We start from the raw sequence: 24543 nt of genomic DNA, 5'->3' as shown, positions 1-24543 counted from the left end.
CCGTAGCAGGACTTCAGCGTGGAGGTATGCCGGCCACGGCCGCGGCATCTGCGCGCCGGGCTCGCCGTACGCTGGGAGATCTGCCCCGGCTGCGCCCCAGCCCATGGTGGCGTGGGTTGCCGCCGGGCGGTATCACCACGGCGGGCACCAGGGTGAGATCCTCGCCGGTCGGTTGGTCCGCGCTCATGTTCCTGTCTCGCCTTCGCCCGCTGCGGTGAGGGAACCTCGGTGCTGGTGCGGCAGCCGGGCGGCTGCCTGCGAGCCGGCGGGGACAGCGGCTGCCCGCGCGAGCGGGTCCAGCCGCCAGCGACAGCAGGGCGCACCAGGGGTGCAGGCCCTCAGCCGTGACGAACTCGCTCTCGGTGTATTGGCGTACAAGCGCATGAATCGTCGCCACACCTCCGCCTCACCCCTGAACGGCGGCTGGCGCTGTGGGCCGTTTCCCGTCCCGGCATTGCGACATTTGGCCTCGATGGTGAGAGAAACTGCACCGGAGCCGAGGATGGAGTCCATCACAAGATCGAGCACCTTCCACGCCGCGCCGAACAGCATGGGGGTCACACACGCAGGCTGATTCATACACCACGTCCGTGGACATGACCCCCGCTGCTCGCAGTTGGTGGCGTCGGCGGTGTCTCGATCGATTAACGGCCCGAATTGTCCCACTGTAGGGCAGAAGCGGCTTGATAAACCCACAATCGTCATCCGTCAGATCACCGCGCACCAGGGCCTCTTTCCGCAGGAGCTTCTCTCGAACCGACTCATGATCCGCACCAAGAAAACGCCTAAACGCGACATTTCATTTCCCGTCGGCGAATGGTCTCAGGCAAATGCGCGTTTGACGGCAACTATCGCGGGCGCCCATCCGAAGTTAACTGTCGGCGAGGGAAACCAGGGGAGAGAATGAGGGACGGTATCGGAGCCGAGGCTCGGCTGTCTGACGCAATGCGGCGATCCTACGTACGCGAAGCCTTCGACACAGTCTCGTTGGCACACTCGCCTGACTGTGACTCCGGCTCCGTAACCAAGCCGAGGACCAATGACAGCCCGGCCCGAAGCGCGAGGCCGGGGCAGGTCGCCATCCGGCCGACATACAGCCGAGGAGGTACCAGCCAATCGGTGAACCGTATGGATATCCCCATCTGCAGTTCTGCGTATTCGAAGGAGAGGGCAGTGCGATGAGAAGCGTGCTTCGTACCAAAAGCTCCTCAGTCGTCGGGCCTCGTGCTGGACGACTGGCCGTGGCGTCGACATTCATGGACCCCGAGCGCGGAATGGTGGAATGCCGTGCTGAGGCTCTGCTGACCACAGAGCTCTGTGAATCGGGCATAGCGGTCGAGGCCGGTCCCATTCTCACCGGCAGCAGGTACTCGGAGAACAACGGCATTCTGTTCAGCTCATCGTGGGTGGACCGCGAGGGCAGGGTGGGCGGACTCGGGGTGGCCGCTCACGCACAAGACTCGGCAGGCCTGGAACTGGCTCGCCGCGCGCTGATGCGATGGACCGACGCCCTGCGTAGTCGCCGACTTCTGGTCGCGGATGTGCCTGCATCGTGCTGGGGCAGCCGACGTTTTCTCGGCATGGCCGCACAACAGGTCTCGACCGCGAACCCGGCGTGGGTGATAGGCCGACCCGTGCTCTCGCCGGACGAGCTGGCCACTCTCGAGGAATCGGGCCTGCAGGTGACAGCAGACCTGGACACGGTGCCCGACGGGGCGCGGCTGCTCTTCCCCGCGCACGGCACACCTCTGTCCGTGCGAGCGGAGGCCGTCGCCCGAGGGCTGGAGATCGTTGACGGGACCTGCCCCTTGCTGGGCGAGGCGCAGATGGATGCGATGTCGTACGCCGCCCAGCGGAGAACCGTGGTGATCATCGGGCGCCCTGGCAGCGCCGCCGCACCGACTCTCGCAGGACACGCCGGCCCGGACTCGGTCGCCATCGCGTCTCCAGCCGACGTCGAGAAGCTGAGCAGTACGATCGATCCACAACAGGTGTCCTTCGTGGTGAACCCCGCCGTTCCGGCGGATGACGCGCTACAGGTCGTGACCGCACTACGGGCTCGATTTCCTCAGCTACGCGGACATCACTTCAACGTCCTCTGCGAGGCGGCAAGTGATCGTGCGCACAGCATCTTCGCGACTGCGGCTGCCAGTGAGCTGACCCTGGTCCTGTGCGGTGCGGGCGATGACGACGACACCGAAACCGTGGTGCGCGCCTGCGGGCCGGACGCGCTCGTGCACCGCGTCACCCGGCGCGAGGACCTGGCACGCGCCAATCTGGCGAATGTGACCACGGTCGGGCTGGCTGTCGCCCGATCCGCCCGCCCGTCTCTCCTGGCGGAGGTCACGCGGGCACTGTCGGGACTCGGCCCGCTGTCAGCACGTCTGCGGACCCAGTTCACCCGCCCCACTTGGCCGGCCGACGAGGTGGGCACCGTCGGAGCTGTCACTCGGGCGAGCAGGGAAGCCGCAGGACGGGTCGCGGATCCCGGGTCCGGGCCAGCAGGGTTTGAGCGGCCGGGTGGTTACCGAAGGGATTGAGCTGCGACCTCATGGCCCTCGCCGCAGCGGTGACACGCCCCGAACACAGGTGCGGGTACTCATCGGCGAAGGCGTTCCAGGTGTCGACCGCCGCCTCAAGATGGCCAAGTCCCAGTTGGAGTTCGGCCAGCCGGGCGAGTAGCAGGGTACGAGCCCGTCGATCGCGTGGCGCGCGTAGCCGGATCGATGTGCGCAACGCGGCGATCGCCCCCTGCCGATCTCCGAGTATCGCAAGGACGGCGGCTTCCTGGTGAGCGAGGGCAGCGCTGTTGTAGTCGCCTATCAGCGCTCCGGGGCGTGCCTCTCCCGGTGCCTGTGACGTGGCACGCTCGACACAGCGCTCGGCGAGCCGCAACGCAGAGAGCGCTTCGGCGCGGGCGCCGGTGGCGGCCTTCGCCACCGCCACCTGACCGACGAGAAACCCCTGCCGTAGTTGCGGCACCTTGCGCTGTCCGACCGAAGCGGACGCCTCGGCGAGGTGTGCGGCATGCCCATGGTGCCCGAGAGCGCGAGCCTGGACCGACATGCCCCGCAGGACGACCGCGTAGTCGGCTTCGCTGCGGGTCTCGGCGGCCAAGGTCAGCGCGATCCTGTAGTAGTGCTGGGCGAGGTCGTGCGCCTGATCGTCGAAGCACATGAAAGCGCACCGGTAAGCCAACGTGGTGGCGACCGAGCGCATGCGCGTCTGCAGACCGGCGCCACCCGTTCCGCGCAGGCCGGGGGCCACGACGTGGGCCAGGTAGCCTGCGAGGGCGGTCCGGGAGTGGCCGCCGCCGAAGATCAGATCGGTGTCGGTGAAGACGGCCGCCAGCTTCTCGGCCGCACCGATCTGCTCCGCTGTCAGTCGCTGCGCCCCTTCCCACGACGTGTGCGGCGAGCGGGTGTCACATACTTCGTCCCAGGTTGGGAGCTCCAGCAAAGCCAGCCTGTAGACGCCGCCGGTCATGAGTCGGCTGCGCCCTTCATCCTCCAGCTGCTGCAGTTCCTCGAACACATCGGGCAGTCCACCATCGACCCGTTCCCCGCCCAGAGCCATGTTCGTGCTACCGCTCCTGGAGCGAGTCCGAGGAGTCAGGCCGGTATCAGCCACCGTCACATGACGCCCGAGGCGCCGACTCAGTGCCTCGGCCACCAAAGCGGGAATCGGAGGGCGTGGCCGCCGTCCCGCGACCCACATCGACACGGCCCTGCGGTCCAGCCGGAGCGCCGGACCCGACTCCGCAGCCACCCTGTTGACGGCTCGGGCCAGCGCCTCCCCGCTCCATGCGGCTTCGTCGAGCAATTCAATGAGAAAACGATTCAGTACGGCCTGCCGACTCATCGCATCGCTTTCCGGCCCGCCTCTCACACAGGCCTCAACCACGGGCGCATTGATATGTCCTGTTATGACACATTCGCCAACGCGTGTCGAGATCGTTCTCCTAAGGCCTTTAAGGGGGACATGCGACCAAACGTGACACCATTTTCGCGAACTGCCGTCGACTCCCGGAGTCCTTTGTGCTGATCCGTCTCCTGGTTCACCACCGAAGACCTCGGCACCAAGGCCCGGCGCCACCGCGCCGACAGCTCCATCGCCCGCACCCTTGCCCGGATCATCTGCTGCGACCTCATCCCGCTGATACCCACCTCAGATCAAGCGCCAGCCTGCCGGCCTGACCCATCCCGCGGTCTCTTCCGGTCTCGAGGTACGCAGCGTCTCCGCGTTGTTTCTGTGCCCAGTCGGTCAGATGGTCCGGCTGTACCTCGGCGGGGCAGGGGCTTGCTCCTCTCAAGAGATCAAGCCTCCACCGAAGCCGGGGCGGTTCAGGTCGAACCGACAAGAATCCCCGCGGCCGACAAGCAAGTCACGCTACTTGTCTGTCAACCATCTCTTAGGCCGCACCTGTCAAATAGGCCGGTAAGCGTGACACGGCGGCAAAGGCGACACGGTCGCGGCGGCCAATGCTTGGCACGGATACCGCCGCCGTCACACAGTGAGGGCATGGCTCCTCCCCGCGGGTTCGAGTCCGCCCTATCGCACCTGGAGCGGTTGCCGAGGTCTTCGGCCACCGCCCCCGGACTTCGTTGGAATAGATTCGGAAATCAGCGCCCGGATCTTGCTCCGATATGTGCGACGGCATTCCCTTGCCCTGCACGCGGCGATTCCGGCTACGACTCCAAGCTGCAAGAGAGGCGACACCACGTTGGGTCTCGACCCAATTGTGGACTCCTTTCTTGCATGCAACCCAATTCTCTTGCCATCGAAATGTCAACTAGACGGGCAAGCGCACGGCACACCCACAGGACAAATCGAGGTGAAAGCAGCAATGATCGTCGAGGAATGCACATTCGATCACGGCCTGGCCAAGTACATACCCGCTGTCGCGGCTGGCGAGGTTGCGGCCGTCCGCGTGTCGGGAGTATTGGACCCCGATGAAGCGGGGCGCGTCGCTCGGAAGCTTCAGACACTCGGAGACAAGAGCACGTACCGTAACTTCTCGCACATGGAAACAATCGGTCTCAGCTATTTCGAGGCGGTCAATCCGGAACGCGAGGACTACTACTTCTCAAACGCGAACCGCGTCATGGAAAGTCTGCGTGACGTTTTCGCGCCGTCGCCACTGCCGATTGACGTCGTTCGCGCCACCCTCGACGAATCGTGGCCTGCCGGACTGACGACGCTTCGGCACCCGTCGGGAAGGCCGATGCGGCCGTGTCTCGCGAGAACTATCGTCGACGGCTCCGAACTCGCCCCCCACGTCGACCGCTGTGACTGGTACAGCCACGCATCATTTGAGCTTCCTTATGCTCAAATGTCAGGGAATGTCTACCTGTCGGTCGGCGACAGCGGCGGTGAGCTGCTGGTGTGGAACTCTCAGCCGGACCAGCCTGCCCATCCGGAAGTCTGCGAGTGCAGTGTCGAGGACAAGGCGTCGTGCCAGCCCGATCTGATACTCAGCCCGAGGCCGGGCGAGATGATCCTCATCAACTCGCGCTTCACGCACGCCGTCAACAGAGTCGAGGGACTGAGAAGCACCATCTCATTCTTCCTCGTCCTCCAAACTCAGGACGGCCCGCTGCAGATGTACCACTGAAGCGTTCACGCACCCCGCCCGTCGATTCGATGTGGTCGCATGATGCGACCCGTGAGGGAGAGCAGACGATGAGCGTTCAATACGACACCATCGGAGATGAGTACGGCAAGTACGCGGCCATTTCCACGCACCGGCGTGCCGACAGCTACACGATCTTCCGGAGCGCAGGCCGCCTCGACGGCAAGGACGTTCTGGACCTTGCCTGCGGCCAGGGGCACTACACGAGGCAAATCAAGCAACGAAACGCGAACAGGGTGATCGGGGTGGATATTTCGCCGGAAATGATCCGCCTGGCCCGTCTCACAGAGGAAGACGAGGGGAGCGGCCTCGAATACATCGTCGGCGACTGCACCGAGATCCTGGATGTCGGCGAATTCGACGTCGTCACCGCGGTCTTCCTTTTCAACTACGCGAGGAGCAGGGACGATCTTCTGGCCATGTTCAAGGTGGCGCATCACCATCTGGTGCCGGGTGGCCGCCTGATCGCACAGACCGTCAACCCCGACTATTCTCTGAAATCAGGGAACTTCGCGAGATACGGAGTAGAAGTCCTGTCCGACGGACCCGCGGAAGACGGTCGCGATTGCGAGGCCCTGTTCCTGGCGACGCCGCCGGCAAGATTCAACTATTTCAGGTGGAGCAAGGACACCTACGAATGGGCCATGGAACAGGCTGGATTCAAGACGTTCTCATGGCAGCCAACAGAGGTTTCACCCGAGGATCTCGACCGCCACGGTACGGATTACTGGCGTGATTTCCGCGAGAACTGCCTGACCATCGGGTTGCACTGCACAAAATAGACCAGTGCCGTGCTGCGTTTATCGGAATCCGGCCGAGGAGACTCCACGGACCCGCCGCCTGCCCCCTAGCAAACGGCCGGCGCCCCCCCCGACCTCGTAGAGGTCGAGCGCACGGAGTCCGGGAGAAACCGTGGAAGGTATCAGGCCGGACGTTCGGCGCGATCGGAGTGGTCGAGGCGCCGTCGGCCACGTCATCGCTGAGGACGTGGGTGCGAACCCACAGAGGATAGGCGCCGTGTGGTGACCAGCGCATCTGTCGCTTGTTGACCATGTGGCGGTCGATGACGTGGTGACGGCGGCCGCTGCGGCGATGGCCTCGCCGCAGCGGCTGGGGATCTGCTCGCCATCGCGGTCGATGGAGTGCGGAGCTCGCGGCGGCGACGAGTTGTGGCAGGTTATCGAGCCCGGCTGCCCAAGCATCCGCGGAGGCTTCGGCAGCCGGGCTGGGTTGAGTCCGAGACGCAGGGACCGTGGGCATGACCTCTCTGACCGAAGTTCAGCGTCTGTTGGACCGGGTGGCCGGTGACCCGGAGGGACATCTGCGAGCCAACACACTGATCCCAGCCATCATCGATGGCCGTGCGGGACAGGAGGAGATGAGCCGGATCGCACTCGGCGAGATCCACGTGCACGAGACCGAGGCTGCTGCCTTCGCTCGGTTGCGTCCACGGAAGTGGTGTACGAGTTTGACCTGGTCACAAGCATGGCAGCCGTGAAATGAGAACGGCCGTCGCGTGCTCCTTCAAGTGCGAACCAGAAGGAGATCGAAACGATGCCCGTGCACGACAGTGTGGACCCAGCAGCCTGGCTGGCGCAGCAGATCCAGACCCAGGATCCGGATCTGTTGCGATCCATGGTGAAGACCATGTCCGTAGCCGACACCCGCTGCGGCGTCGGCTACGGACAGCGCAGCGACGAGCGCACCAACTCCGCAACGGCTACCGTGCCCGCGAGTGGGACACCCGCGCCGGCACCATCGAACTGGCCATCCCAAAACTGCGCTCGGGCTCCTATTTCCCCGACTGGCTGCTGGAAACGCCGTCGGCGCGCCGAACAAGCCCTGATCAGCGTCGTGGCCACCAGCTACCTGCTCGGGGCCTCCACCCGCCGCGTCGATCGGCTGGTCGAGCAACTCGGCATCACCGGCATCTCCAAAAGCCAGGTCTCGACGATGACAAAGACTCTCGACATCCAGGTGGAGGCCTTCCGCACCCGTGCTCTGGACAGCGGCCCCTACACCTTTCTCCGGCTGGACGCCCTGACCCAGAAGGTGCGCGAGGGCGGCCGGATCATCAACATGCATGTCCTGGTCGCCACCGCGGTCAACGCAGGCGGCCAGCGCGAGACCCTCGGCCTGGAGATCGCCTCACGTGAGGACGGCGCCGGCTGGCCGGCGTTCCTGCGCAGCCTGGTGGCCCGTGGCCTGTCCGGTGTGCAGCCGGTCGTCTCCGACGCCCACGCCGGGCTCGTCGACGCCGTCGGCGCCTGCCTGCCAGGCGCGTCCTGGCAACGCTGCCGCACCCACTGAAGCTGGGGTATCGGTAAGAGTCGTGCAACCAGGTACACCCGTTTGAGTTCGCCCAGATCAGCGGTGCCCTATTGATCGGTGGGGAGGCGTCCGACGGCGTCTTCGAGGTCGGCGTGGGTGGGCAGGGTGTACCGGCGGGTGGTGTCGAGGCGGGCGTGGCCGAGTAGTTCGGCGACGACGACGATGTCGACGCCCGCGCGCAGCAGGTTGGTGGCGAGGGTGTGCCGGAGGATATGGGCGGATAGGGCGAGGGCGCCGGCGTCGTCGAGGATGTCGGCGTCGGTGGCGAGTTCGTCGACGAGCTGGTCGACGGCCCGGGCCGACAGGCGTCCGCCGCGGCGGTTGAGGAGCAGGGCGGGGTTGTCGGCCGCGCCGGGCCAGGACGCGCGCTCGGTGCGCCACTCGGTGACCGAGGCGCGGGCGGTGCCGTCCAGCAGCGGGATCTCGCGGGAGGTCTCACCCTTGCCAGAGCGGACGATGACCTTGCCCTTGCGGGCCGAGAGCGGGACGTCGTTGTCATCCAGGGCGACGAGCTCGGCGATTCGGACGCCGGAGTAGAACAGCAGCCGGCCGATCGCGCGGTCGCGGGCGAGGGGGCGGCGTTCGACGGCGCGCAAGTACCGCTTCTGCTGGCGGGCGTCCAGGGCGCGGGGCGCGAGTTTGGGCGCGTCGTCGCGGCGGACGATCGCGGGGCCGAGCCCGAGCTGAGAGAAGAAGTGGTCCAGCGCGGTGAGGTGGGCGTTCACGGTGTTCGACGCCCGATGCAGGACGGTCTTCATGTGGGTCTTGTAGTCACGGACGGCGAAGTCGCGGTCGTGGGCGTCGGTGAGAGGGTCGCCGTCCAGACCGCTCGCGTCGAGCCAGGCGAGGAAGGTTCGCACCCGGGAGTCGTAGGCGCGTCGGGTGTCGCCATCCAGCGGGGCGCGTTCGAGTGCTGCGGCATAGGCGGCGTGGATCGTGGTGAACGCCTCGGGTACCGCTTGGTGTTGCCGCCCCACATTGCCCTCGCAATATCAGAAGTGATTTCGCTGGGCTAAGCGTAGCCCAGTGCCGCGATATCAGAAGCTGGCCCCGTGTATGGCTTCTGATATTGAGTAATATCAGAAGCACGAAGCCGACCCCGATCCCGAGCGGAGATCGTGATGGAGTCTTCAGCGGTGCGAATGCTTCGCATGATCAAGAAGCACAACCCTTACGCCGGCCTCGGGGAGCAATGGAACAGTGGTTGGCGTTAAGCATTGACCGACGTCATGGACGCCGTTGACGGCGGGCGTTCCCGCCGGTTACCCGTGCTTGTCCGGTTCGGCGTCGGCGAAGGCGCGGTATCCGCCGAGATCTCGGGCTGGGCGAGGACGTCGCCGCGGTGTACGACTCGGACCGGACCCGGGGCCATCATCGGATGCTGATCCGCCGACGTAGCGAGGTCGTGTCGGACATTCAGCAAGACCGCCGTCGTCATCACCGCGAAGTCCGCCGGGCGCAAGGTCTTCGGCCTCGCCACCGCAGGCGTCCGTCCCGTTGCGCGTCAGTCCGACAGCCAGTGCAGCTCGTGCGCCAGGGTTTTGGCGACGGCACGGATGCGGCGGTGAAGCGGCGACTGCTCGCGTGGGAGGACCAGGTGAATCGTCAGGCTGGGCGCGCCCCGCAGCGGTCGCCAGGTGAGACCGGCCGGTTGTGCCGTGACCGCGGCTTCTCCGGCCGGGGCGAGGGTGACCCCGTCGCGCAGGTCGCGCTGAGACATGTCGAAAGAGACTGCGGGCGTGTGGAATCGAGGGTGTGGTCGGGTGTCTCGGAACAGTGCGGACAGCTGATCGTGGATCACGGGGTTGGCCGCACGGTCCGGGAGTCGCAGCGGATACGCGGCCGCGTCGGCGATCTCGATCTCCGGGTGTTCGGCCAGCGGATGATGCTGCGCCAGCTGGACCCCGACGCGCATACGCCGCAGCAGGAACCGACGCACGCCACGGCCCGGCTGTTCACCGCGGGTGATTCCGGCATCGATGCGGCCGTCGGCGACAGCGGGGGAGATCTCCGGTGTCGCCATCGGGACCGCGCCGACCTCGAGTCCGCTGTTGCCGCGAATCAGCCTGTCCACCAGGGCCGGTGCCGTCTCGGCCCCGGCGCTGAGGCTGTATCCGATGCGCAGCGTGCCCAGTTCACCGGCCGCCGCGCTCCGGGCGGTGTCCCATGCCCGGTCCAGCGCCGCCAGCGCGGGCGGCGCGGACTCCGCCAAAGCCGCACCGGCCGTGGTCAATACGACGCTACGCGTGTTGCGGACCAGCAGGGCCGTACCGAGTTCCGCCTCCAATCGGCGCATCCGGGCGCTGAGTGCGGGCTGTGCGATACCGATCCGTGTCGCCGCGCGGGTGAAGTTCAACTCCTGCGCCAGCACCAGGAAGTACCGCAGGCTCACCGTATCCGGCGCCACGTGCCCTCCCTGCCGATTGATAACGATCCGTTCTGAGTCTATCCCGTACCGGTCTTTCCCTCGACCGCACATCAAGCCCTAACCTGCGCATATGACGATTCAACTGACCGCAGTACCCGTCGCCGGGATCGATCGATCTGAGTGTCAATTCGAAGCCGGACGTGTCCGGCCCAACACAGGAGGTTTCCATGGCTAAGGGCTACTGGGTCAGTGTCTACCCCGCCATTTCCGACCCTGAGAGGCTGACTGCCTACGACAAGCTGGCCGGTCCGGCTGTCCAGGCTGGGGGCGGGCACACCCTGTCCCGGATCCCGTCCCGTGGCGGTCGAGTCGTCGCCCACGAGGCCGGAATCACGCAACGCGTCGTTCTGATCGAGTTCGACAGCTTTGAACAGGCCGTCGCGGCATACGAGAGCGAGGCATACCAGAAGGCGCTGGTGGCCCTCCCCGACGGCGTCGAGCGCGACTTCCGCATCATCGAAGGCATCGACTGACCGGCGGGCCCAGCCATCGCTGAGCATCCGTCACCTGATACGCACACGATGCTGAACGCCGACTAACGAGACGAGTTCGAAGCCATGCCCCGCGTCCCAGTTCGTCGTCGACGTCCTCGACGGCCTGATCCCTGTCGGGCGGATCGAAGAAGCGACGCGACGTCCGGGGCAGCTGGACTGTCTCGCTGACCTCGTCGACGAAACTCACCCTCGCCCGAAGCGAACCGCTTCTCACACGCCAGATCGGTCCAGCGAACACAAGGCTTCGATGACCAGGGGCGCATCCTGCATCCATCTGCCGGGTGCCCCGTCGGGGCTACTCAGAGTACTGATATACAGCTTGAAGAACCGCAGGTCAAGACCTCTTTCGAGGGGTTTCGATCTGCGGTTCTTCTGTTGTTGAAGTAGCCCAGGGGCGCGCCTGGCTGCGCCAGGATGGCGCACTGGAGCCGGCGACGGCGTGGTGCGGTGCGGTGGGCCAGCACCCGCGCCGACCTGCCCAGGGTGCGGGTGTGGATCGGCCCCTACAAGAATCTGCATGGGGTGGTAGAGCCCACCATCCAGTTCAACGACTCCTTCGAGAACGACGGCCAGGGCAAGGACGCCCTGATCGGCGAGCCGGCCTCGAAGGGCTCCCGCGACATCCTCGCCGAATGCCTGGCCAACCGTGAGGAGGAAGGCTTCTATGACGCCGACTTCTTTGACGACGAGGAAGACATCGACGCGCTGCGGACGTGCGGAGAGCCCCATCCGACCATCCCCCTCGGGGACTACGGGTACTGCACGCTGCCCCTCCACCACGCCCACCACGTCCATCAGACCGTCAGGGGCGCCCAATGGACCCGCAGCGGGTCCTGACTCCGGGCCCGGCCCGCTACGCGGTCGGCAGGTCGGTGAGGTCGAGGCGCCGGTCCGTGCGCAGCTGGATCTCGCCGTAGGGCGTCATGTTGGTGTGGAACAGCGGGGTGAGGCCGCGCCGGTCGGCGTCGGTGAGGACGTCTTCCCACTCGGGTAGCGCGAGGGTGTCCTGGATCATCAGGGTGTTGATCAGGCCGAGGGCCGACTGGAGGATGTGCAGGCACAGCATCCCCAGTTCCTGTTCTTCGCGCCGGTTGGAGGCGAGTTCGCCGCGCTTGCCGAACTTGATGTAGTCGTTGACGCCGTTGTAGCTCTTCACCACGTTCAATCCGGATTCGGTCTCCCGCTGGAGATCGCGGTCGCGGAGCCAGCGGGCGAGGAAGATCGTGCGCTGGGCGCGGCCGACCTCCAGCATCGCGGCGTAGGCCGGGTGGGTGGTCTCGGAGGTGAACCGGCGTAGCAGAGCCTCGGTAGAGGCAGTCCGCAGCCGGATCGCGGTGGCGTACTTCATCATGATGTCGTAGTTCTGGGTGATGATGTCCCACCGGATCGGCCTGGTCAGCGCGAGCAGCGGGTAGGAGAAGTCCTCGCCCCGGCCGGGCACATACAGCTTCATCTTGTTGATCTGCTTGAACCGGGCGACCAGGTCGAAGTCCAGCAGCCTGGTGATCCCGAACCCGACGAAGCTGGCGCCGTGGGAGTCGACGAAGTTCTGCTCGACCTCCATGTCGGTGCCGTGCCGCATCGCGCCCTCGACCATCGCGTGGACCTCGGAGGCTGAACAGCTGATGAGCTGGCTGTGCACGGCCATCGACCCACCTACCTCGACCGTCCAGTAGATCAGCACGCCGCGCTTGGCGCGCCGGTAGCGGGAGTGCCACTCGGTGAAGATGTTCTGGTCGAAGGCCGAGAAGTGGGTGGAGTCCGAGGCGACCGCGGTCGTGCCCTCGCCCCACAGGGCGGCCTGCCGGACGGCGAAGGTCGCGTTCGCGATCACCCGGGCGACCTCGCGGCAGGCCTCGACGGTCAGGAAGCGGCGGCGCGCATACCGCAGGTCGTCCTCGGTGTGGGGATGGTCGCCGGCGGCGACGGCTCGGATCCCGGTCCCGGTGCCGTAGGCGTAGATCAGCAGCAGAAGCGGTTCGAACAGCACCTGGGCGTCGAGGTGGTTCTGGGTTCCGGCGGGGGTGAAGACGTTCAGGCATCCCGTCCGCAGGGCGGTTTCGGTGAGCATGTCCATCAGCGGGACGACGCCCCATCGCTCCCGGATCGCCGCCTTCAGCCGACGCAGGTTGCGCGGCTCCGGGGCGGCGTCCAGCGGGGTCAGGTGGATCGCCTCGGCGTTGCGCCGTTCGGCGATCCTCAACCAGGTAAGGCCCTTGCCGCCCAGGGCGTCGTTCAGCGCCGACAGCTTGGCGTCCATCTCCTCGCGCAGCTGGTCGACGAACACCTGCGGGTCCAGCGGCTTGCGGAGCTTGGAGTAGTTTTCCGCGCGCCTGTCCTCGAAGTCCTTGGGCAGGTCGTCATCGGGGTTGCGCCACCGGTCCGCCCCGTGGACCCAGATCTCCTTGCAGCGCAGCTTCTCCCGTAGCGTCTGGAAGACACCGCACTCGTACACGGTGCGCAGGATCCGCTGCCGCTTGGTGCTGTCGGCCCGGTACATCAGCTCTACCAGCTCGGACGGGACGATCCCGTCGACGGCGACGTGCTCGCCGAGGGCGTAGCACTTGATCCGGTTGGACTGCTCAGCCTGGTACCGCTTGATCAAGGTCAGGGCCTGCATCATCGGCGTGTGCACAGTGTTCGTCGACCCGAACTCCAGCACCTCCAGGATCTGGATCAGGCCGGTCCGGTAGTGGTTGGTGTAGGAGGCCTTGAACACCCGCTGCTTGTGCTGTCGGTAAGAGGTGCCCCTCGCTCTGTACTCGTGCAGCAACTGGACCAGCGTCCTATAGCCGCCCGGCACCGCCGGGTAGATGACGTCCTCTACCCGCGACTCCGGCGACTCCAGGGCGGCCTCGGCCATCTTGAACAGGATGTTCTCCTTGCCCCACACCCGCTTCAGCTCCGCCACGAAGTCACCGATGACCTTCGTGTCGGCGCGGGCGTTGATCCGATGCACCGTCGCGATCAGCAGGTCGACCAGGGTGTCGGTGATCTCACGGGACCCGCAGTACAGGTAGGCCGCCAGCAACGTCACCTTGACGTCGTGCGGGTGCGAGCGCAGATGCGCCAGGAACTCGGCGCGGACACGGTCGACCTGCCGCTCCTTCGGACAGACCTCGGCCGCCAGCCAGTCCGCGGCCTTGTCGGAATCAGCGAGAGAGCACTCCGGAACCCGAAGTACTTCCGGATGTCCTTGCGGTGATCCTTGATCGTCCGGCCGTCCCACTCATACAGCCCCAGCTCTGAGGCGGGCACGTCGACCAGCCGGGCAACGTAGCCGATGGCCTGATCGGGAAGCTCGGCGCGGCCCGTTGGGAACCGGCCGTTCAGCGCATAGAACCGCAGCAGGAGCGCGAACCCGAGTTTCGTCGCGCCCCGCCGGCCCGACAACTGATCCAGCTCGTCCCCGACCAGCGTCCAGTTCCCAACGAGCTCGTCCTCGTCCAGCACACGCGCCACGCGGCATCCGGCTCTCTCGCGAAGCGGTCGGCCACGCCGCCGCAAACCCCACGAATCAGGATCAATACTGGCCGTGCACGACCACGTACGTCCGACGATCAAAGAAGGATCCCTTAACGGTCCGTGGACACCAGCACTGACCTGGGCGGACCTAAACGGGTGTACCTGGTTGCACGAGTCTTACCGGCATCCCCCTTCGTACCGCGCCCTGGCCGACCACGACGAGACGAACGCCCGCGCCGAAGCCGCAGCACAGGCCCCACGCCGCCGCACTCGACACCGGCCCGCGCTGACCCCGCCCCCAGCCGGTTCCGAGAGCCGAGCACCCGGAGCAGAGCGAGGCACGTCTGTTGTGCTGGGCCGGTCTTCCCGGTCAGGGTGTCAGCTCTGCGGTTTGATGGCCGGAATCTCCAGAGCTATCTGGCCGGACTGCCCGGTTGGGTAGACCCCAACATCACACCTCTACTCTCCTCGAACGGCGTCCAGATAGCGTTCTGCACCCGCGTTTCTTGACGCCTGTCCGCTGGACTCTGAGAGTTCAACCTGACGTTGCGGGCTGATCAAGACGGCCGCCATCCCGGCCAGATAGCTCGTACTTCTCGGCCACTTAGCGCCGGAAACTTACAGCCCAGGCGCCTCATCTCGCTGGCGTTCAGGATGACGCGGCAGTGCGGCGCGTGGGCGTTGATGTCGCGGGCGGCGGCGAGCGCGGTCTCGAACCGGGGTGCACACGGATACGGGTGGAGATCTTTTCGGCGAAGATCTTCTCGCGGGGGATGCCGTGCCGTTCGAGGATGTCGAGCTGGGATTGCAGTTCCTGGGTGAGGGTGGAGCAGCGGGCGTGGCCGACGCGGATGTCGGCACCAGGGGTGCCGGGCCGCCGGGGGTAGGCACGCGCAGCAGCTTGGTCAGGCGGGGCACGAGGGCGAAGCAGCCGGTGTGGTAGGTGTCGGCGACCGCGCCGGAGCGGGAGCGGCGCGGCGAGCCGGGTTCGGCCTTGCGCTGTGGGCACGGATGCCGCTCGACCTCGTCGCGTCGCTGACGCTCATTGAGCCGGGCTCGGCGTCGGCGGCGCCGTGCGGGGGGACTGCCATGCCCGCATGCTCTCGCAGACATTTCCCAGAAGTGGCCGGTTGGGCGCTTCGAGTGAGAACGAGTTGTGAGAGTGGATCGGCGCCCCGGATGGCCCCCAGCCGGAGAGTTTGATCATGCTCTGGGAATGGACCGTTTGTGCGAAGGTGGGAGCGTGCGGAGGCTGCTCAGAAAACGGCTGTCGGCTTGCCGGGCCAGGCTGGCCTGGCCAGAACGACAAGGCCGTCGTCGGTGCTCGGGCCAGTGCTGGCGCACGGCCTGAGGCTCGGTTCGGCGCACGACCGAGCGCAGCACGGCGATCATGATGATGGCGTCGTCGGCACAGGCCTGCCGCAAGAATGGGGCCGGCCGTGGTTGAGGATGAGCTCGGACTGCTGGGCCGACTTCGATCCGATTCGCAGCCCGAGCGCCATCGTGACTCACCTGTTAGCGGCGGAATCCCGCGGTGTCGAAGGCGACCATCGAGTCCACCACGACGCCGTCCTTGAGTGTCATGCGGTCGATGCCCGACCAGGAGATGGCCTGGCCCCCTGCGGTCGCATCGCCCTGCCAGGCGATGAAGACCAAGTCGCCTTCGGCCGCGTGGTGGGTCACCGACAGCCGCACATCGGGGAAGCGCTCGATGATGGAGGCGATGCGGGCCTTCCAGGCGTCGAGGCCGTCGAGCGGTTCTGGCACTCCGGGGTAGCGCAGCACGATGTTGTCGGCCGCGATGGCGTGCACCGTCTCGGGGTCGGGTGCTGCCCAGAAGGTGGCCCAGCGGTTCACGAAGTCAGACATGACAAGCCCCTTCATTCATTTACATACTTAGAGTACGTACCTTCAGTTGGTAAGTTAGCTACTGGAAGTACGCATGTCAACAGGAGGTGCCAGATGGGCAGACGCAAGCAGGCGGACCGGTCGGAGACGACAACGGCAGAGCTGGTCGCGGCGGCGGGCGAGCTATTCGGGCGTCACGGGTACGCGAAGGTCTCCCTCGAGGAGGTGGCCGCTGCGGCCGGCGTCAGCAAGGGCGCCGTCTACCACCACTTCGACGGCAAGCCGAGCCTGTTTGCCGCAGCATTCACCCAGGCGCAGCGACAGCTCACCGAGGAGCTGGCTGCTGCGGCAGGCGAGGCCACCAACGGTTGGGAGGCGGTACGGCTGGGCGCGCACGCCTTCCTGCACACCTGCCTGCAGCCGGCCGTCCGGCAGATCGTCGTCCTGGACGCACCCGCAGTCCTCGGGCGCGACCAGGTCAGGCGGATCGAAGAAGAGCATGTGGCCGCCCTGCTGGTGGCCGGGCTGCGCCGGGCCGAGCAGGAGGGCAGCGCACGTCCGGGGGACGCCGACCTGCGCAGCCGCCTCATCCTCGGCGCCCTGTGCGAGGCGGCCCTGGCCCTCGCCCTGGCTCATTCTCCCGATCGCGAGGAGAGCTTCGCCCTCGTCAGTACGGAGGTCGACACGCTGCTCGCGGCATACCGCACCTGAGATCAGGACACCTCGCCTATGCAGGGTAGGGCCAGGGTCTTGGATCGCGGTGGTGGCGAGGAGGGCCTGGGCCGCCTCCACATGGCGCCCTACGACACCGATCTGCCCGCACGTGCGCGCTCACCAGCCCGCTACGGCGTCCCCCGGAACCACCGATCGAAACGGAGTTACTGCTGGCCAGGGATACGCAGCGGCCGCAAGTTGCCTTCGCGCACAGCTTCAGACAGGGCCTGCGGCGTGTAGGCGGTATTCCACAAATGCAGACATTGGTCATCAAAGTCAACGCGGCAAGTTGACCGTCGGCGTCGCGCCACTCGTAATGGAACCGGACGGCGATGCGCTCGTCGGTGAAGGCCCACAGTTGCTTGCGCAGCGCGTAGTCGTTCTCCTGATCCCACTTGCGGGTCGGAAAGGCTGTGATCTCCTCCCGTCCGGTGAGGAACCCCTCGCGGTTGCGCCAGACCGAATCGGAGAGGCGAGGGCGACGCGTTCGGGGTCGCGGCTGTTCCAGGCGTCCGCGGCCAACTGGACCTTCTGGGCGGCGGACTCGGCGGCGAAGGGGGGAAGCGGCGGGCGGGACATCGGCCCTCCTTGGTGGTAGCCGGTGGTGCCGGTACGGCTCGCGCCGCCGCTGTGGGCGCGAGCCGTACCGGAGCGTGGGGTCGGTCAGTGCTCGCCGTGGAGGACGACGGGCCAGTCGATGGCGGTGTCGGCGGTCTTGTTGAAGTAGTTGGTGAAGACGTTGAGCGCGACGTGTGCGACGACCTCGGCGATCTCACCACCGCTCAGCCCGGCCTCGCGGGCGGCCTTCAGGTCGGCGTCCTTGACGTCACCGCGGGTCTCCACCAGAGTCGCGGCCAGGGTCAGAGCGGCTTCGGTTCTGGCGTCGGCGGCCCGCCCGTGGCGGGCGGCATGGGCTTCCTCCGAGGAGAGCCCGACCAGGTTGGTGCCGATGTAGGTATGGGCGGACAGGCAGTAGTCGCAGCCGTTGAGTTCGGCGACCAGCAGCGCGATCCGCTCGCGGGTCGTGGCGGGCAGGCTGTCGCCGTTGAGCGCACCAGAGAATTCGAGGTATGCCTTGAGCACGGCGGGGCTGTTGGCCATCGCCTTGGTCATGTTCGGCGTGACGCCGCAGACCTGCACGCCGGCGAGCAGGTCAGCGGCTTTGCCTGTGGCGGTGGCGGGCTGGATGAGAGCAAGTCGGGACATGGCGGGGCACTGTCTTTCGGTTGTCGCAGGTCAGCTGTGAGCGATGACCTCAGAACGCAGGGTGGTGGTACACATCAGGTGCTCGTTCCGATCAGGTTTCCCGCTCCGGAGCGGGAAACCTGAAATCCTTGACCGGGTCAGCCGACCTTGCGGCGGAGGAAGTCGCGGATGAGGTGGGCGATTTCGGGGCCGTGGGTTTCCAGGGCGAAGTGGCCGGCGTCCAGCAGGTGCAGTTCGGCCTCGGGCAGGTCGCGCAGGTAGGCCTTGGCGCCGTCGGCGGCGAAGATCTCGTCGTTCTGGCCCCAGGCGATCAGGAGCGGCGGCCGGTGGGTGCGGAAGTACTCCTGGAAGGCGGGGTAGCCGTCCAGGTTGACCTTGTAGTCGTAGAAGAGCTGGAGTTGGACCTCCTGGTTGCCCGGCCGGTCGAGGTAGGCCTGGTCCAGGGTCCAGGTGTCGGGGCTGACCAGGGCGATCCGGTCGGCCGGGACACCGTGGGTGTACTGCCAGCGGGTGGCGTCGGCCTCCAGGAGCTTGCGCACGGCGGGCTCGTGGGTGACCCGGTCACCGGCGTGGGCGAACAGCGGCTCCCAGAAGGGGGTGAAGCCCTCCAGGTAGGCGTTACCGCTCTGGGCGATGAGCGCGGTGATCCGCTCGGGGTTGCGCGAGGCGATGCGCAGGCCGATCGGGGCGCCGTAGTCCTGGATGTAGAGGGCGAACCGGTCGACGCCCAGGGTGTCGAGCAGGTCCAGGGTGATCTCGGTGAGCGCTTCGAAGCTGTAGTCGAACTCGGTCACGGTCGGCATGGCCGACTGGCCGAAGCCCAGGTGGTCGGGGGCGATGATGTGGTATGAGTCGGCCAGGGCCGGGATCAGGTGGCGGAACATGGCCGAACTGGTCGGGAAACCGTGCAGCAGGACCAGGGTGGGCCGGGACGGGTCACCCGCCTCGCGGTAGAAGATCTTCTGGCCGCGAATGTCGACGGTGTTGTGCCTGACCATCATGGTTATTCCTTCCAAGGTGAGGTCTGGATGACCTCGACGAAGTCCCCGCGGCGGAAGCCGGGGACGAAATGGGCGAGCACGTCGGCCTTGACGTTGCCGAACGTGGTCTCGGGACGGTCCTTGATCCCGTCGGTGAAGGCGGCCAGGATCTGCCGCTTGAAGTCGGGCCGGGGATGTTCGGCCACCACGGCGGCGCGCTCGGCGTCGCTGATCTCGTGGTATCCCAGGCCGAGCACGTCCAGCTCGACTCCCCTGCTCACCAGGGCGATCTCCGGCGCCATGTGCAGCGGGATCTGCGGGGTGGTGTGCAGCGCGATGCCGGTCCAGGCCAGGTGCGCCGCCTCCGGTGCGATGCCGTGGGAGAGCAGGAAGCGGCGGGCCTCGTCGGCGCCGTCGATCTCGAAGCGCCGGTCGGTGCGGAACTGCGCCATGAGACCGAGGTCGTGGAAGAGCGCGCCGACGTAGAGGATCTCCGGGTCGTACGGCAGGCCGTCACGCAGCCCGCGCAGGGCACCCCAGAAGTAGACGCGGCGGGAGTGGTGGTAGATCAGCGGCGTGGCCGCCTCTCGCACCAGCTCGGTGGCCTCGGCCACCAGCTTGGTGTCGGGGACGGGGGGAAGGGTCATGATGCGAGCACCGGCTTTCTGGCAGGAGTGAGGAGGACGGCTGCCGCGACACTGAAGGCCAGGCCCAGCGCGAAGTAGGCGCGGTAGCTGTCGGTCAGCGCGTGGACTGCCACCGCCACGCCGAGTCCGGTGGCGGCGGCCAGTTGATGGGTGACCCAGGCGGGGGCCAGGGTCCGGCCGATCCGGCTGAGGTCGAGCCCGCGAGACAGGACCGCCATGGTCAGCGGGATGATCGGGAAGGAGGCCGCGCCGAACAGCACCGCCACCGCGACCAGCACACCTGGTCCCGGGACCAGGACGGCCAGGGCCAGGGCCAGCCCGCGCACGCCGTACAGGGCACGCAGCAGGGTCTCCGGGCTGCGCGTGCGCAGCAGGCGGGCCACCAGGGCGGAGGTGAAGCCCGCCGACATCGCGCCGATGGCGACCAGCCGGCCCGCGCCGACCACCGACCAGCCGGTCTCCAGCGCGTGCTTGGGCAGCATGAGCACGACGACGTACATGGTCGCCGCGTGCAGCCCGAACGACACGAGGATCCTGATCCGACCGGCCAGCGACTCGCCACGCGCGGATCCGGCGCCCTCGATCCGGTCGGCGGGCAGTCGAAACCACAGGACCGCGGTGACGGCCAGGCCCGCCACACCCAGGATCGCGTAGGCGGCGCGGACGCCGACCGGCTCGAACAGAGCCGTCGCCGTCCAGGGGACGAGCACCTGGCCCAGGTTGATCCCGATCGCGGCCCTGGCCAGCGCGGGTCCGGCCTGGCTGCCGTAGGAGCGGGAGAGCAGGGTGGTGATGGTGAGGCTGGAGGAGGCGGCGAAGCCCAGCCCGCCGAGCACCATGTAGGCGGCCACGAACTCCCAGGTCTGCTGGACCATCGACAGGACCAGGTAGCTGCCCGAGGTCAGGATCAGTCCCACGGCCAGCACGGCCCGGGCGCCCACCCGGTCCAGCAGGCCCCCGATGTGCCACTGGACCAGGCCGGTGAGCGCGGTACTGAGCGCCGCCGCCAGCGACAGCGCGGCGGCGCTGACCCCGTAGGCGGCGGCGGTCGGCGCGAAGAACACCCCCATGGAGAAGTTCAGACCAAAGGACACCGTCATCGCGGCCAGCGCCGCGTTGGCCGTGCGGATCATCGGAGGATCTTCTCCCGCAACTCGGCCAGCAGTTCGCCGATCAGGTCCGCGATGCCCTCGTCGATGAGGTTGCCGTCGGCGTCGAACCGCTCGGCGGAGCGGAAGACGATCACTTCGGGCTTGACCACCACGTCGGAGTGGGTCCAGACGAAGACCTGGCGCAGGGCGAGCTGGGCGCGGACCGAGCCGAAGTTGGTGGGGGCCGCGCCCATGATGGCGATCGGTTTGCGCAGCAGCGGCAGGCCCTCGGTCTTGGTCCAGTCGGTGCTGACCCAGTCGATGGCGTTCTTCAACGTGCCGGGGATGGAGTAGTTGAACTCCGGGGTGGCGATCAGCAGGCCGTCGGCCTCGGTGACCCGGCGGCGCAGGTCCCTGACGACGGCCGGTCGATCGTGCGGGGTGTCGAGGTCCATGTCGTAGGGCGGGATGTCACGCAGTCCCTCGTAGATCTCGATGTCCAGATCGCCGGGGCTGAACTTCTGCGCGGCACGTAGCAGAGCGGTGTTGTGCGAGTCGGCGCGCAGGCTCCCGGAGATGGCGAGAATCTTGGCGTTGCTCATGGCTGTCCTGTTCGGGTCAGTCGGTGTGGCGGCCATGGGCGTGTACGGCCGCCCTTCCGCTGTGTTCGATCGTCGCCAACCGGGCCGGACCGGCGACGCGATCAAGCATCCGCCCAGGCAGAGGGCATGAACAACGGCTAACCTTGCAACGCCTTTTAACACACAGGTTAAAGATCAGAGAGGTCTGTGGTGGAACTTCGCGACGTCGAAATCTTCCTGATCCTGGCCGAGGAACTGCACTTCAGCCGCACCGCCGAACGACTGCACGTTTCCCCCGCACGGGTCAGCCAGGCGATCAAGAAGCAGGAGCGCGCCATCGGCGGCGACCTGTTCGTCCGCGACAGCCGCAAGGTGCGGCTGTCGCCGCTCGGTGAGCAACTGCAGCGCGACCTCAGGGCCGGCTACCAGCTGATCGTGGACGGAATCGCGACCGCGACCGCGACCGCCCGCGGCACGGTCGGCACCCTGATCTTCGGCGTCCACGGCCCCCAGGCCCATGACCTGACCGCAGTCACCGACTTGTTCCGGGCCCGCCACCCCGAATGCGAACTCGTCCTGCGCGAAGTGGCGTTCAACGACCCGTTCGGGCCGCTCCGCCATGGCCAGGTCGACCTCCAGACCTCCTGGCTGCCGGTACTCGAACCGGACCTGACCGTCGGGTCGGAGGTGTTCATCCAGCCGATGTTCCTGATGGTCTCCGTGACGCACCCGCTGGCCGCACACGAATCGGTGTGCCTGGAGGATCTCGGCGACTGCCTCATGGTGCAGACGCCATCGGAGATCCCCGCCTACTGGATGGAGGCCCTCAACCCGTCCCACACTCCCAGCGGTCGCCCCATTCCGCGCGGCCCCCTCGTCACGACCTTCCAGGAGGGGCTGGCGGTCGTCGCCTCCGGCCAGGCGGTGACGCTGGTGTTCGCCGAGGCCATCCGCTACTACCCGTGGCCCGGTATCCGCTACGTGCCCGTACGGGATGCCCCGGTCGGCCGGTGGGCTCTGATCTGGCGTGCCACGGGCGAAACCCCACTGATCCGTGCCTTCGCCCAGGCCGCCGCCGAGATCGGCCCCTATGAATACTGATCCCTCAGGCGGCGGAGCTGGGCGGCGGCTTCTGGAGGCTCCGGAGCGGGAGCGGATGCCGAACCTGCTGCTGGTCGGGGTGAGGAACAACGGCAAGTCGCGGCCGGCCCGCCGCCCAGGTTCTCGGGCGGGGGGCCGGTATCGGGGAAGTGGTCAGCAGTTCAGGTGCTTGATGTCGGTGAACATGGCGGCCTCGACGGGGGCCTCCGTTCACGTACGGGATGACGGACTCCACACACCGGTTGTGGTTGGCGGGGTAGGACCAGACGTTGCGCAGCTGGGTCATCTTCATGTACCCGAGCATGCCGCACACCACTTTCGCCAGCGCGTTCTTGATAGCCGCGTATGTCGCCAGCAGGCCTGGATGTATCTGATCAGGTCACGGTAGTTCCCCACCTCCGACTTGCTCCAGGTGAGGTAGATGGGCCACCCGAGCGACACGCGCGGGTCGGCCGCGGGGACAGCGCGTCCAGCCGCTCCCCGGCCGCAGCCAGCTCGACGGCCAGCTCTGACAGTCGCCGGCCGGGTTCGGTGGCGAGCAGGGCGGCGGCGATCTGCAACGCCAGCGGCAGATCCCCGCACAACCCCGCCACCCGGCTCGCGTCTGGTTCCTGCTCGATGGCTCGCAGGTCGGGGGGGCAGCGCGGTGTGCAGCGGCTCCACCGACTCCGCCCGCTCCAGGACGGCCAGGTCGAGGTGGCGGGCAGGCAGCGAGGCCAGGGTGTGCCGGGATGTCACCAGCAACCGATGACACGCTCGTGCGGGCAACAGCGGCTGCACCTGGGCGACAGCGGCGGCCCGTCGGCGTTGTCTGCCACCACCAAAACCCCCTTACCCCCTTACCCTCTTTCGCCAGGCCGGCCAGGACCGACCGGTACAACCCGAGCACCTCTTCCGCCTGCGCAGGCAGGTCCTCGCCGTGCACGCCCATCGCCCGCAGCAGCTGCCCCGCCGCCGCCCCCGCGCTCACCTGCCCGCCCGCGTCGGGGGTGTAGCCGCGCAGGTCGACGAAGAACACCCCGCCCGCAAACCACCCCTTCGCCATGGTGTGGTGGGCGGCGACCAGGGCGAGGGCGGTCTTGCCGATCCCGCCCATCCCCGCCACCGCTGAGACCACCACCCCCGGCTTGGTGCTACTCAGGTCGCGGGCCGGGTCGAGGAAGGCGACCAGTTTTCGTACCGTGTCCGTGCGGCCGGTGAATCCTGCCGGAGGGGCGGGCAACCCGGCCAGCGCCTGCGGCGCCGGTCCTGCGGGCGGCAGGTGCAGGTCCCCGGTGATGATCGTTGCTGTGTTGCCCCCGCTCACCATGACCGAGCGCTCTCCGGAGGCGGGCGGCAACGGGCCGGGCTCGTGTCCTTCGTGGTCGCCGTCGCGTGGGCGTGGCGGCAGGGGGCGGTGCCATGCGAGCACCCCCACCACCAAAGCGGCCACCGCCAGCGGCAGCCCCAGCGCCCCGCCGAGCATGTCCAGACTGCCCAGCGTCGGATCATCCGGATCAGGCGGGCGGACCACGAACCACACCAGCCCGCCCACCGCGGCCGCACCCGCCCCGGCCACCACCACGATGCGCACCCACGCCCTCACACCCCCACCCTGAACACCCGCCCGCCCCCGCGCCCAGGAGCGGACGAGGTTGCGGCGAACCCGTGACCAGGCGGCGCCAGGGGCCGACGGGCTCGACGATGCGGCAGGGGTTGTGCTTCCCCTCCGAAGAGGTGGCCCTCGACCTGCCGGACGGCCTCAGGCGCGGCCGGGTCAAGAGGTCAGGCCATCGCGGCCAGTTCGGCGCCCTTCCCGGCACCTCATCGTCTCGCCCCCTGCGGCTGCGCCGCCACCCAGGGGCGCCACCACACCGCCCGCACCCGGATCCGCGACACGCCACGGACCCCCGCCGCCCGCAGACGAGCCGCCCCAATCCGGCTCGGCCCCGACTTAACCGGCCGGATTAGGTCGATCGACTGAAGCGTCGCCCCCGCACCGGCTCCTACGGTGACGGTGCTCGTCCGATCTCCGGGCGGGGACGG

Annotated in this window: 19 protein-coding genes and 3 pseudogenes; 10 read left to right on the top strand and 12 right to left on the bottom strand. The window is 67.4% G+C overall.

Going from position 1 to position 24543, the window contains the following annotated elements; genetic code table 11:
• The first annotated feature begins 1241 nt into the window (after positions 1-1241).
• Positions 1242-2540: a hypothetical protein gene (locus ACTWNK_RS22905; protein WP_474306514.1), complete on the top strand. Its 1299-nt coding sequence runs from the start codon at positions 1242-1244 to the stop codon at positions 2538-2540.
• Here ACTWNK_RS22905 and ACTWNK_RS22900 read toward each other — a convergent pair.
• On the bottom strand, positions 2446-3534 hold the full coding sequence (locus ACTWNK_RS22900; protein ID WP_474306513.1) for a hypothetical protein: 1089 nt from the start codon (positions 3532-3534) through the stop codon (positions 2446-2448). The two genes, ACTWNK_RS22905 and ACTWNK_RS22900, sit on opposite strands and share 95 nt — an antisense overlap.
• Before the next feature lie 1312 nt (positions 3535-4846).
• Here ACTWNK_RS22900 and ACTWNK_RS22895 point away from each other — a divergent pair.
• The 4 genes and pseudogenes from ACTWNK_RS22895 to ACTWNK_RS22880 all read left to right on the top strand — a co-directional run.
• Complete coding sequence (locus ACTWNK_RS22895; RefSeq protein WP_474306512.1) at positions 4847-5614, top strand: 2OG-Fe(II)-dependent halogenase WelO5 family protein; 768 nt, start codon at positions 4847-4849, stop codon at positions 5612-5614.
• Between the two features lie 68 nt (positions 5615-5682).
• Positions 5683-6414 (top strand): class I SAM-dependent methyltransferase, encoded by a 732-nt coding sequence (locus ACTWNK_RS22890; RefSeq protein WP_474306511.1) that lies wholly within the window; start codon positions 5683-5685, stop codon positions 6412-6414.
• Between the two features lie 476 nt (positions 6415-6890).
• Positions 6891-7130: a hypothetical protein gene (locus ACTWNK_RS22885; protein WP_474306510.1), complete on the top strand. Its 240-nt coding sequence runs from the start codon at positions 6891-6893 to the stop codon at positions 7128-7130.
• A 56-nt stretch (positions 7131-7186) separates the two neighbouring features.
• Positions 7187-7939 (top strand): annotated as a pseudogene (locus ACTWNK_RS22880) (IS256 family transposase); the annotation flags it as partial.
• Positions 7940-8010: 71 nt separating this feature from the next.
• On the opposite strand, the gene ACTWNK_RS22875 reads toward ACTWNK_RS22880, so the two are convergent.
• Both ACTWNK_RS22875 and ACTWNK_RS22870 read right to left on the bottom strand, forming a co-directional pair.
• Positions 8011-8940 (bottom strand): tyrosine-type recombinase/integrase, encoded by a 930-nt coding sequence (locus ACTWNK_RS22875; RefSeq protein WP_474306509.1) that lies wholly within the window; start codon positions 8938-8940, stop codon positions 8011-8013.
• 527 nt (positions 8941-9467) lie between these two features.
• A complete protein-coding gene (locus ACTWNK_RS22870) occupies positions 9468-10370 on the bottom strand; it encodes a LysR family transcriptional regulator (protein ID WP_474306508.1) in 903 nt (300 codons plus the stop codon).
• Between the two features lie 188 nt (positions 10371-10558).
• Here ACTWNK_RS22870 and ACTWNK_RS22865 point away from each other — a divergent pair, with 188 nt between their 5' ends.
• Together ACTWNK_RS22865 and ACTWNK_RS22860 are read left to right on the top strand one after the other, a co-directional pair.
• The gene (locus ACTWNK_RS22865) at positions 10559-10864 is read left to right on the top strand and encodes a DUF1330 domain-containing protein (protein WP_474306507.1); all 306 of its coding nucleotides are present in this window, start codon (positions 10559-10561) and stop codon (positions 10862-10864) included.
• A gap of 468 nt (positions 10865-11332) precedes the next feature.
• Positions 11333-11722 carry a hypothetical protein gene (locus tag ACTWNK_RS22860; protein ID WP_474306506.1) on the top strand — a complete coding sequence of 130 codons (390 nt, stop codon included), beginning with the start codon at positions 11333-11335 and terminating at the stop codon, positions 11720-11722.
• Positions 11723-11738: 16 nt separating this feature from the next.
• On the opposite strand, the pseudogene ACTWNK_RS22855 reads toward ACTWNK_RS22860, so the two are convergent.
• Positions 11739-14347: pseudogene (locus ACTWNK_RS22855) on the bottom strand (Tn3 family transposase).
• A 1518-nt stretch (positions 14348-15865) separates the two neighbouring features.
• Positions 15866-16219, bottom strand: a complete 354-nt coding sequence (locus tag ACTWNK_RS22850) for a nuclear transport factor 2 family protein (RefSeq protein ID WP_474306505.1) — start codon at positions 16217-16219, stop codon at positions 15866-15868.
• Between the two features lie 93 nt (positions 16220-16312).
• Between ACTWNK_RS22850 and ACTWNK_RS22845 the strand changes: the two genes are divergently transcribed.
• On the top strand, positions 16313-16909 hold the full coding sequence (locus tag ACTWNK_RS22845) for a TetR/AcrR family transcriptional regulator (protein ID WP_474306504.1): 597 nt from the start codon (positions 16313-16315) through the stop codon (positions 16907-16909).
• Between the two features lie 292 nt (positions 16910-17201).
• On the opposite strand, the pseudogene ACTWNK_RS22840 reads toward ACTWNK_RS22845, so the two are convergent.
• The 6 genes and pseudogenes from ACTWNK_RS22840 to ACTWNK_RS22815 all read right to left on the bottom strand — a co-directional run.
• Positions 17202-17491: pseudogene (locus tag ACTWNK_RS22840) on the bottom strand (DUF1348 family protein); the annotation flags it as partial.
• 84 nt (positions 17492-17575) lie between these two features.
• Positions 17576-18118, bottom strand: a complete 543-nt coding sequence (locus tag ACTWNK_RS22835; protein ID WP_474306503.1) for a carboxymuconolactone decarboxylase family protein — start codon at positions 18116-18118, stop codon at positions 17576-17578.
• Positions 18119-18255: 137 nt separating this feature from the next.
• Entirely contained in the window at positions 18256-19119 is an 864-nt protein-coding gene (locus tag ACTWNK_RS22830; protein WP_474306502.1) for an alpha/beta fold hydrolase, read from the bottom strand.
• A gap of 2 nt (positions 19120-19121) precedes the next feature.
• The gene (locus tag ACTWNK_RS22825) at positions 19122-19745 is read right to left on the bottom strand and encodes an HD domain-containing protein (RefSeq protein WP_474306501.1); all 624 of its coding nucleotides are present in this window, start codon (positions 19743-19745) and stop codon (positions 19122-19124) included.
• Entirely contained in the window at positions 19742-20878 is a 1137-nt protein-coding gene (locus ACTWNK_RS22820; protein ID WP_474306500.1) for an MFS transporter, read from the bottom strand. The genes ACTWNK_RS22825 and ACTWNK_RS22820 overlap by 4 nt, the downstream gene beginning before the upstream one ends.
• A complete protein-coding gene (locus tag ACTWNK_RS22815; RefSeq protein ID WP_474306499.1) occupies positions 20875-21438 on the bottom strand; it encodes an NADPH-dependent FMN reductase in 564 nt (187 codons plus the stop codon). Before ACTWNK_RS22815 ends, ACTWNK_RS22820 begins: the two co-directional genes overlap by 4 nt.
• 189 nt (positions 21439-21627) lie before the next feature.
• Between ACTWNK_RS22815 and ACTWNK_RS22810 the strand changes: the two genes are divergently transcribed.
• Positions 21628-22518: a LysR family transcriptional regulator gene (locus ACTWNK_RS22810; RefSeq protein WP_474306498.1), complete on the top strand. Its 891-nt coding sequence runs from the start codon at positions 21628-21630 to the stop codon at positions 22516-22518.
• On the top strand, positions 22508-22906 hold the full coding sequence (locus ACTWNK_RS22805; RefSeq protein WP_474306497.1) for a TniB family NTP-binding protein: 399 nt from the start codon (positions 22508-22510) through the stop codon (positions 22904-22906). The genes ACTWNK_RS22810 and ACTWNK_RS22805 overlap by 11 nt, the downstream gene beginning before the upstream one ends.
• Here ACTWNK_RS22805 and ACTWNK_RS22800 read toward each other — a convergent pair.
• Positions 22898-24103, bottom strand: a complete 1206-nt coding sequence (locus ACTWNK_RS22800; protein ID WP_474306496.1) for a hypothetical protein — start codon at positions 24101-24103, stop codon at positions 22898-22900. The genes ACTWNK_RS22805 and ACTWNK_RS22800 overlap by 9 nt on opposite strands.
• Between the last annotated feature and the right edge of the window lie 440 nt (positions 24104-24543).

It is taken from the genome of Nonomuraea sp. IBHARD001 (assembly GCF_056106265.1).
Note: the sequence above shows the minus strand (reverse complement) of the source record. Positions and strands in the feature narration are given on the sequence as shown.

Excerpts from the sequence above, each read along its gene's own strand:
- ACTWNK_RS22815 (WP_474306499.1), bottom strand. The coding sequence starts at position 21,438 with ATGAGCAACGCCAAGATTCTCGCCATCTCCGGGAGCCTGCGCGCCGAC.
- ACTWNK_RS22850 (WP_474306505.1), bottom strand. The coding sequence starts at position 16,219 with ATGTCTGACTTCGTGAACCGCTGGGCCACCTTCTGGGCAGCACCCGAC.
- ACTWNK_RS22825 (WP_474306501.1), bottom strand. The coding sequence starts at position 19,745 with ATGACCCTTCCCCCCGTCCCCGACACCAAGCTGGTGGCCGAGGCCACC.
- ACTWNK_RS22865 (WP_474306507.1), top strand. The coding sequence starts at position 10,559 with ATGGCTAAGGGCTACTGGGTCAGTGTCTACCCCGCCATTTCCGACCCT.
- ACTWNK_RS22895 (WP_474306512.1), top strand. The coding sequence starts at position 4,847 with ATGATCGTCGAGGAATGCACATTCGATCACGGCCTGGCCAAGTACATA.
- ACTWNK_RS22805 (WP_474306497.1), top strand. The coding sequence starts at position 22,508 with ATGAATACTGATCCCTCAGGCGGCGGAGCTGGGCGGCGGCTTCTGGAG.
- ACTWNK_RS22830 (WP_474306502.1), bottom strand. The coding sequence starts at position 19,119 with ATGATGGTCAGGCACAACACCGTCGACATTCGCGGCCAGAAGATCTTC.
- ACTWNK_RS22845 (WP_474306504.1), top strand. The coding sequence starts at position 16,313 with ATGGGCAGACGCAAGCAGGCGGACCGGTCGGAGACGACAACGGCAGAG.
- ACTWNK_RS22820 (WP_474306500.1), bottom strand. The coding sequence starts at position 20,878 with ATGATCCGCACGGCCAACGCGGCGCTGGCCGCGATGACGGTGTCCTTT.
- ACTWNK_RS22890 (WP_474306511.1), top strand. The coding sequence starts at position 5,683 with ATGAGCGTTCAATACGACACCATCGGAGATGAGTACGGCAAGTACGCG.
- ACTWNK_RS22885 (WP_474306510.1), top strand. The coding sequence starts at position 6,891 with ATGACCTCTCTGACCGAAGTTCAGCGTCTGTTGGACCGGGTGGCCGGT.
- ACTWNK_RS22835 (WP_474306503.1), bottom strand. The coding sequence starts at position 18,118 with ATGTCCCGACTTGCTCTCATCCAGCCCGCCACCGCCACAGGCAAAGCC.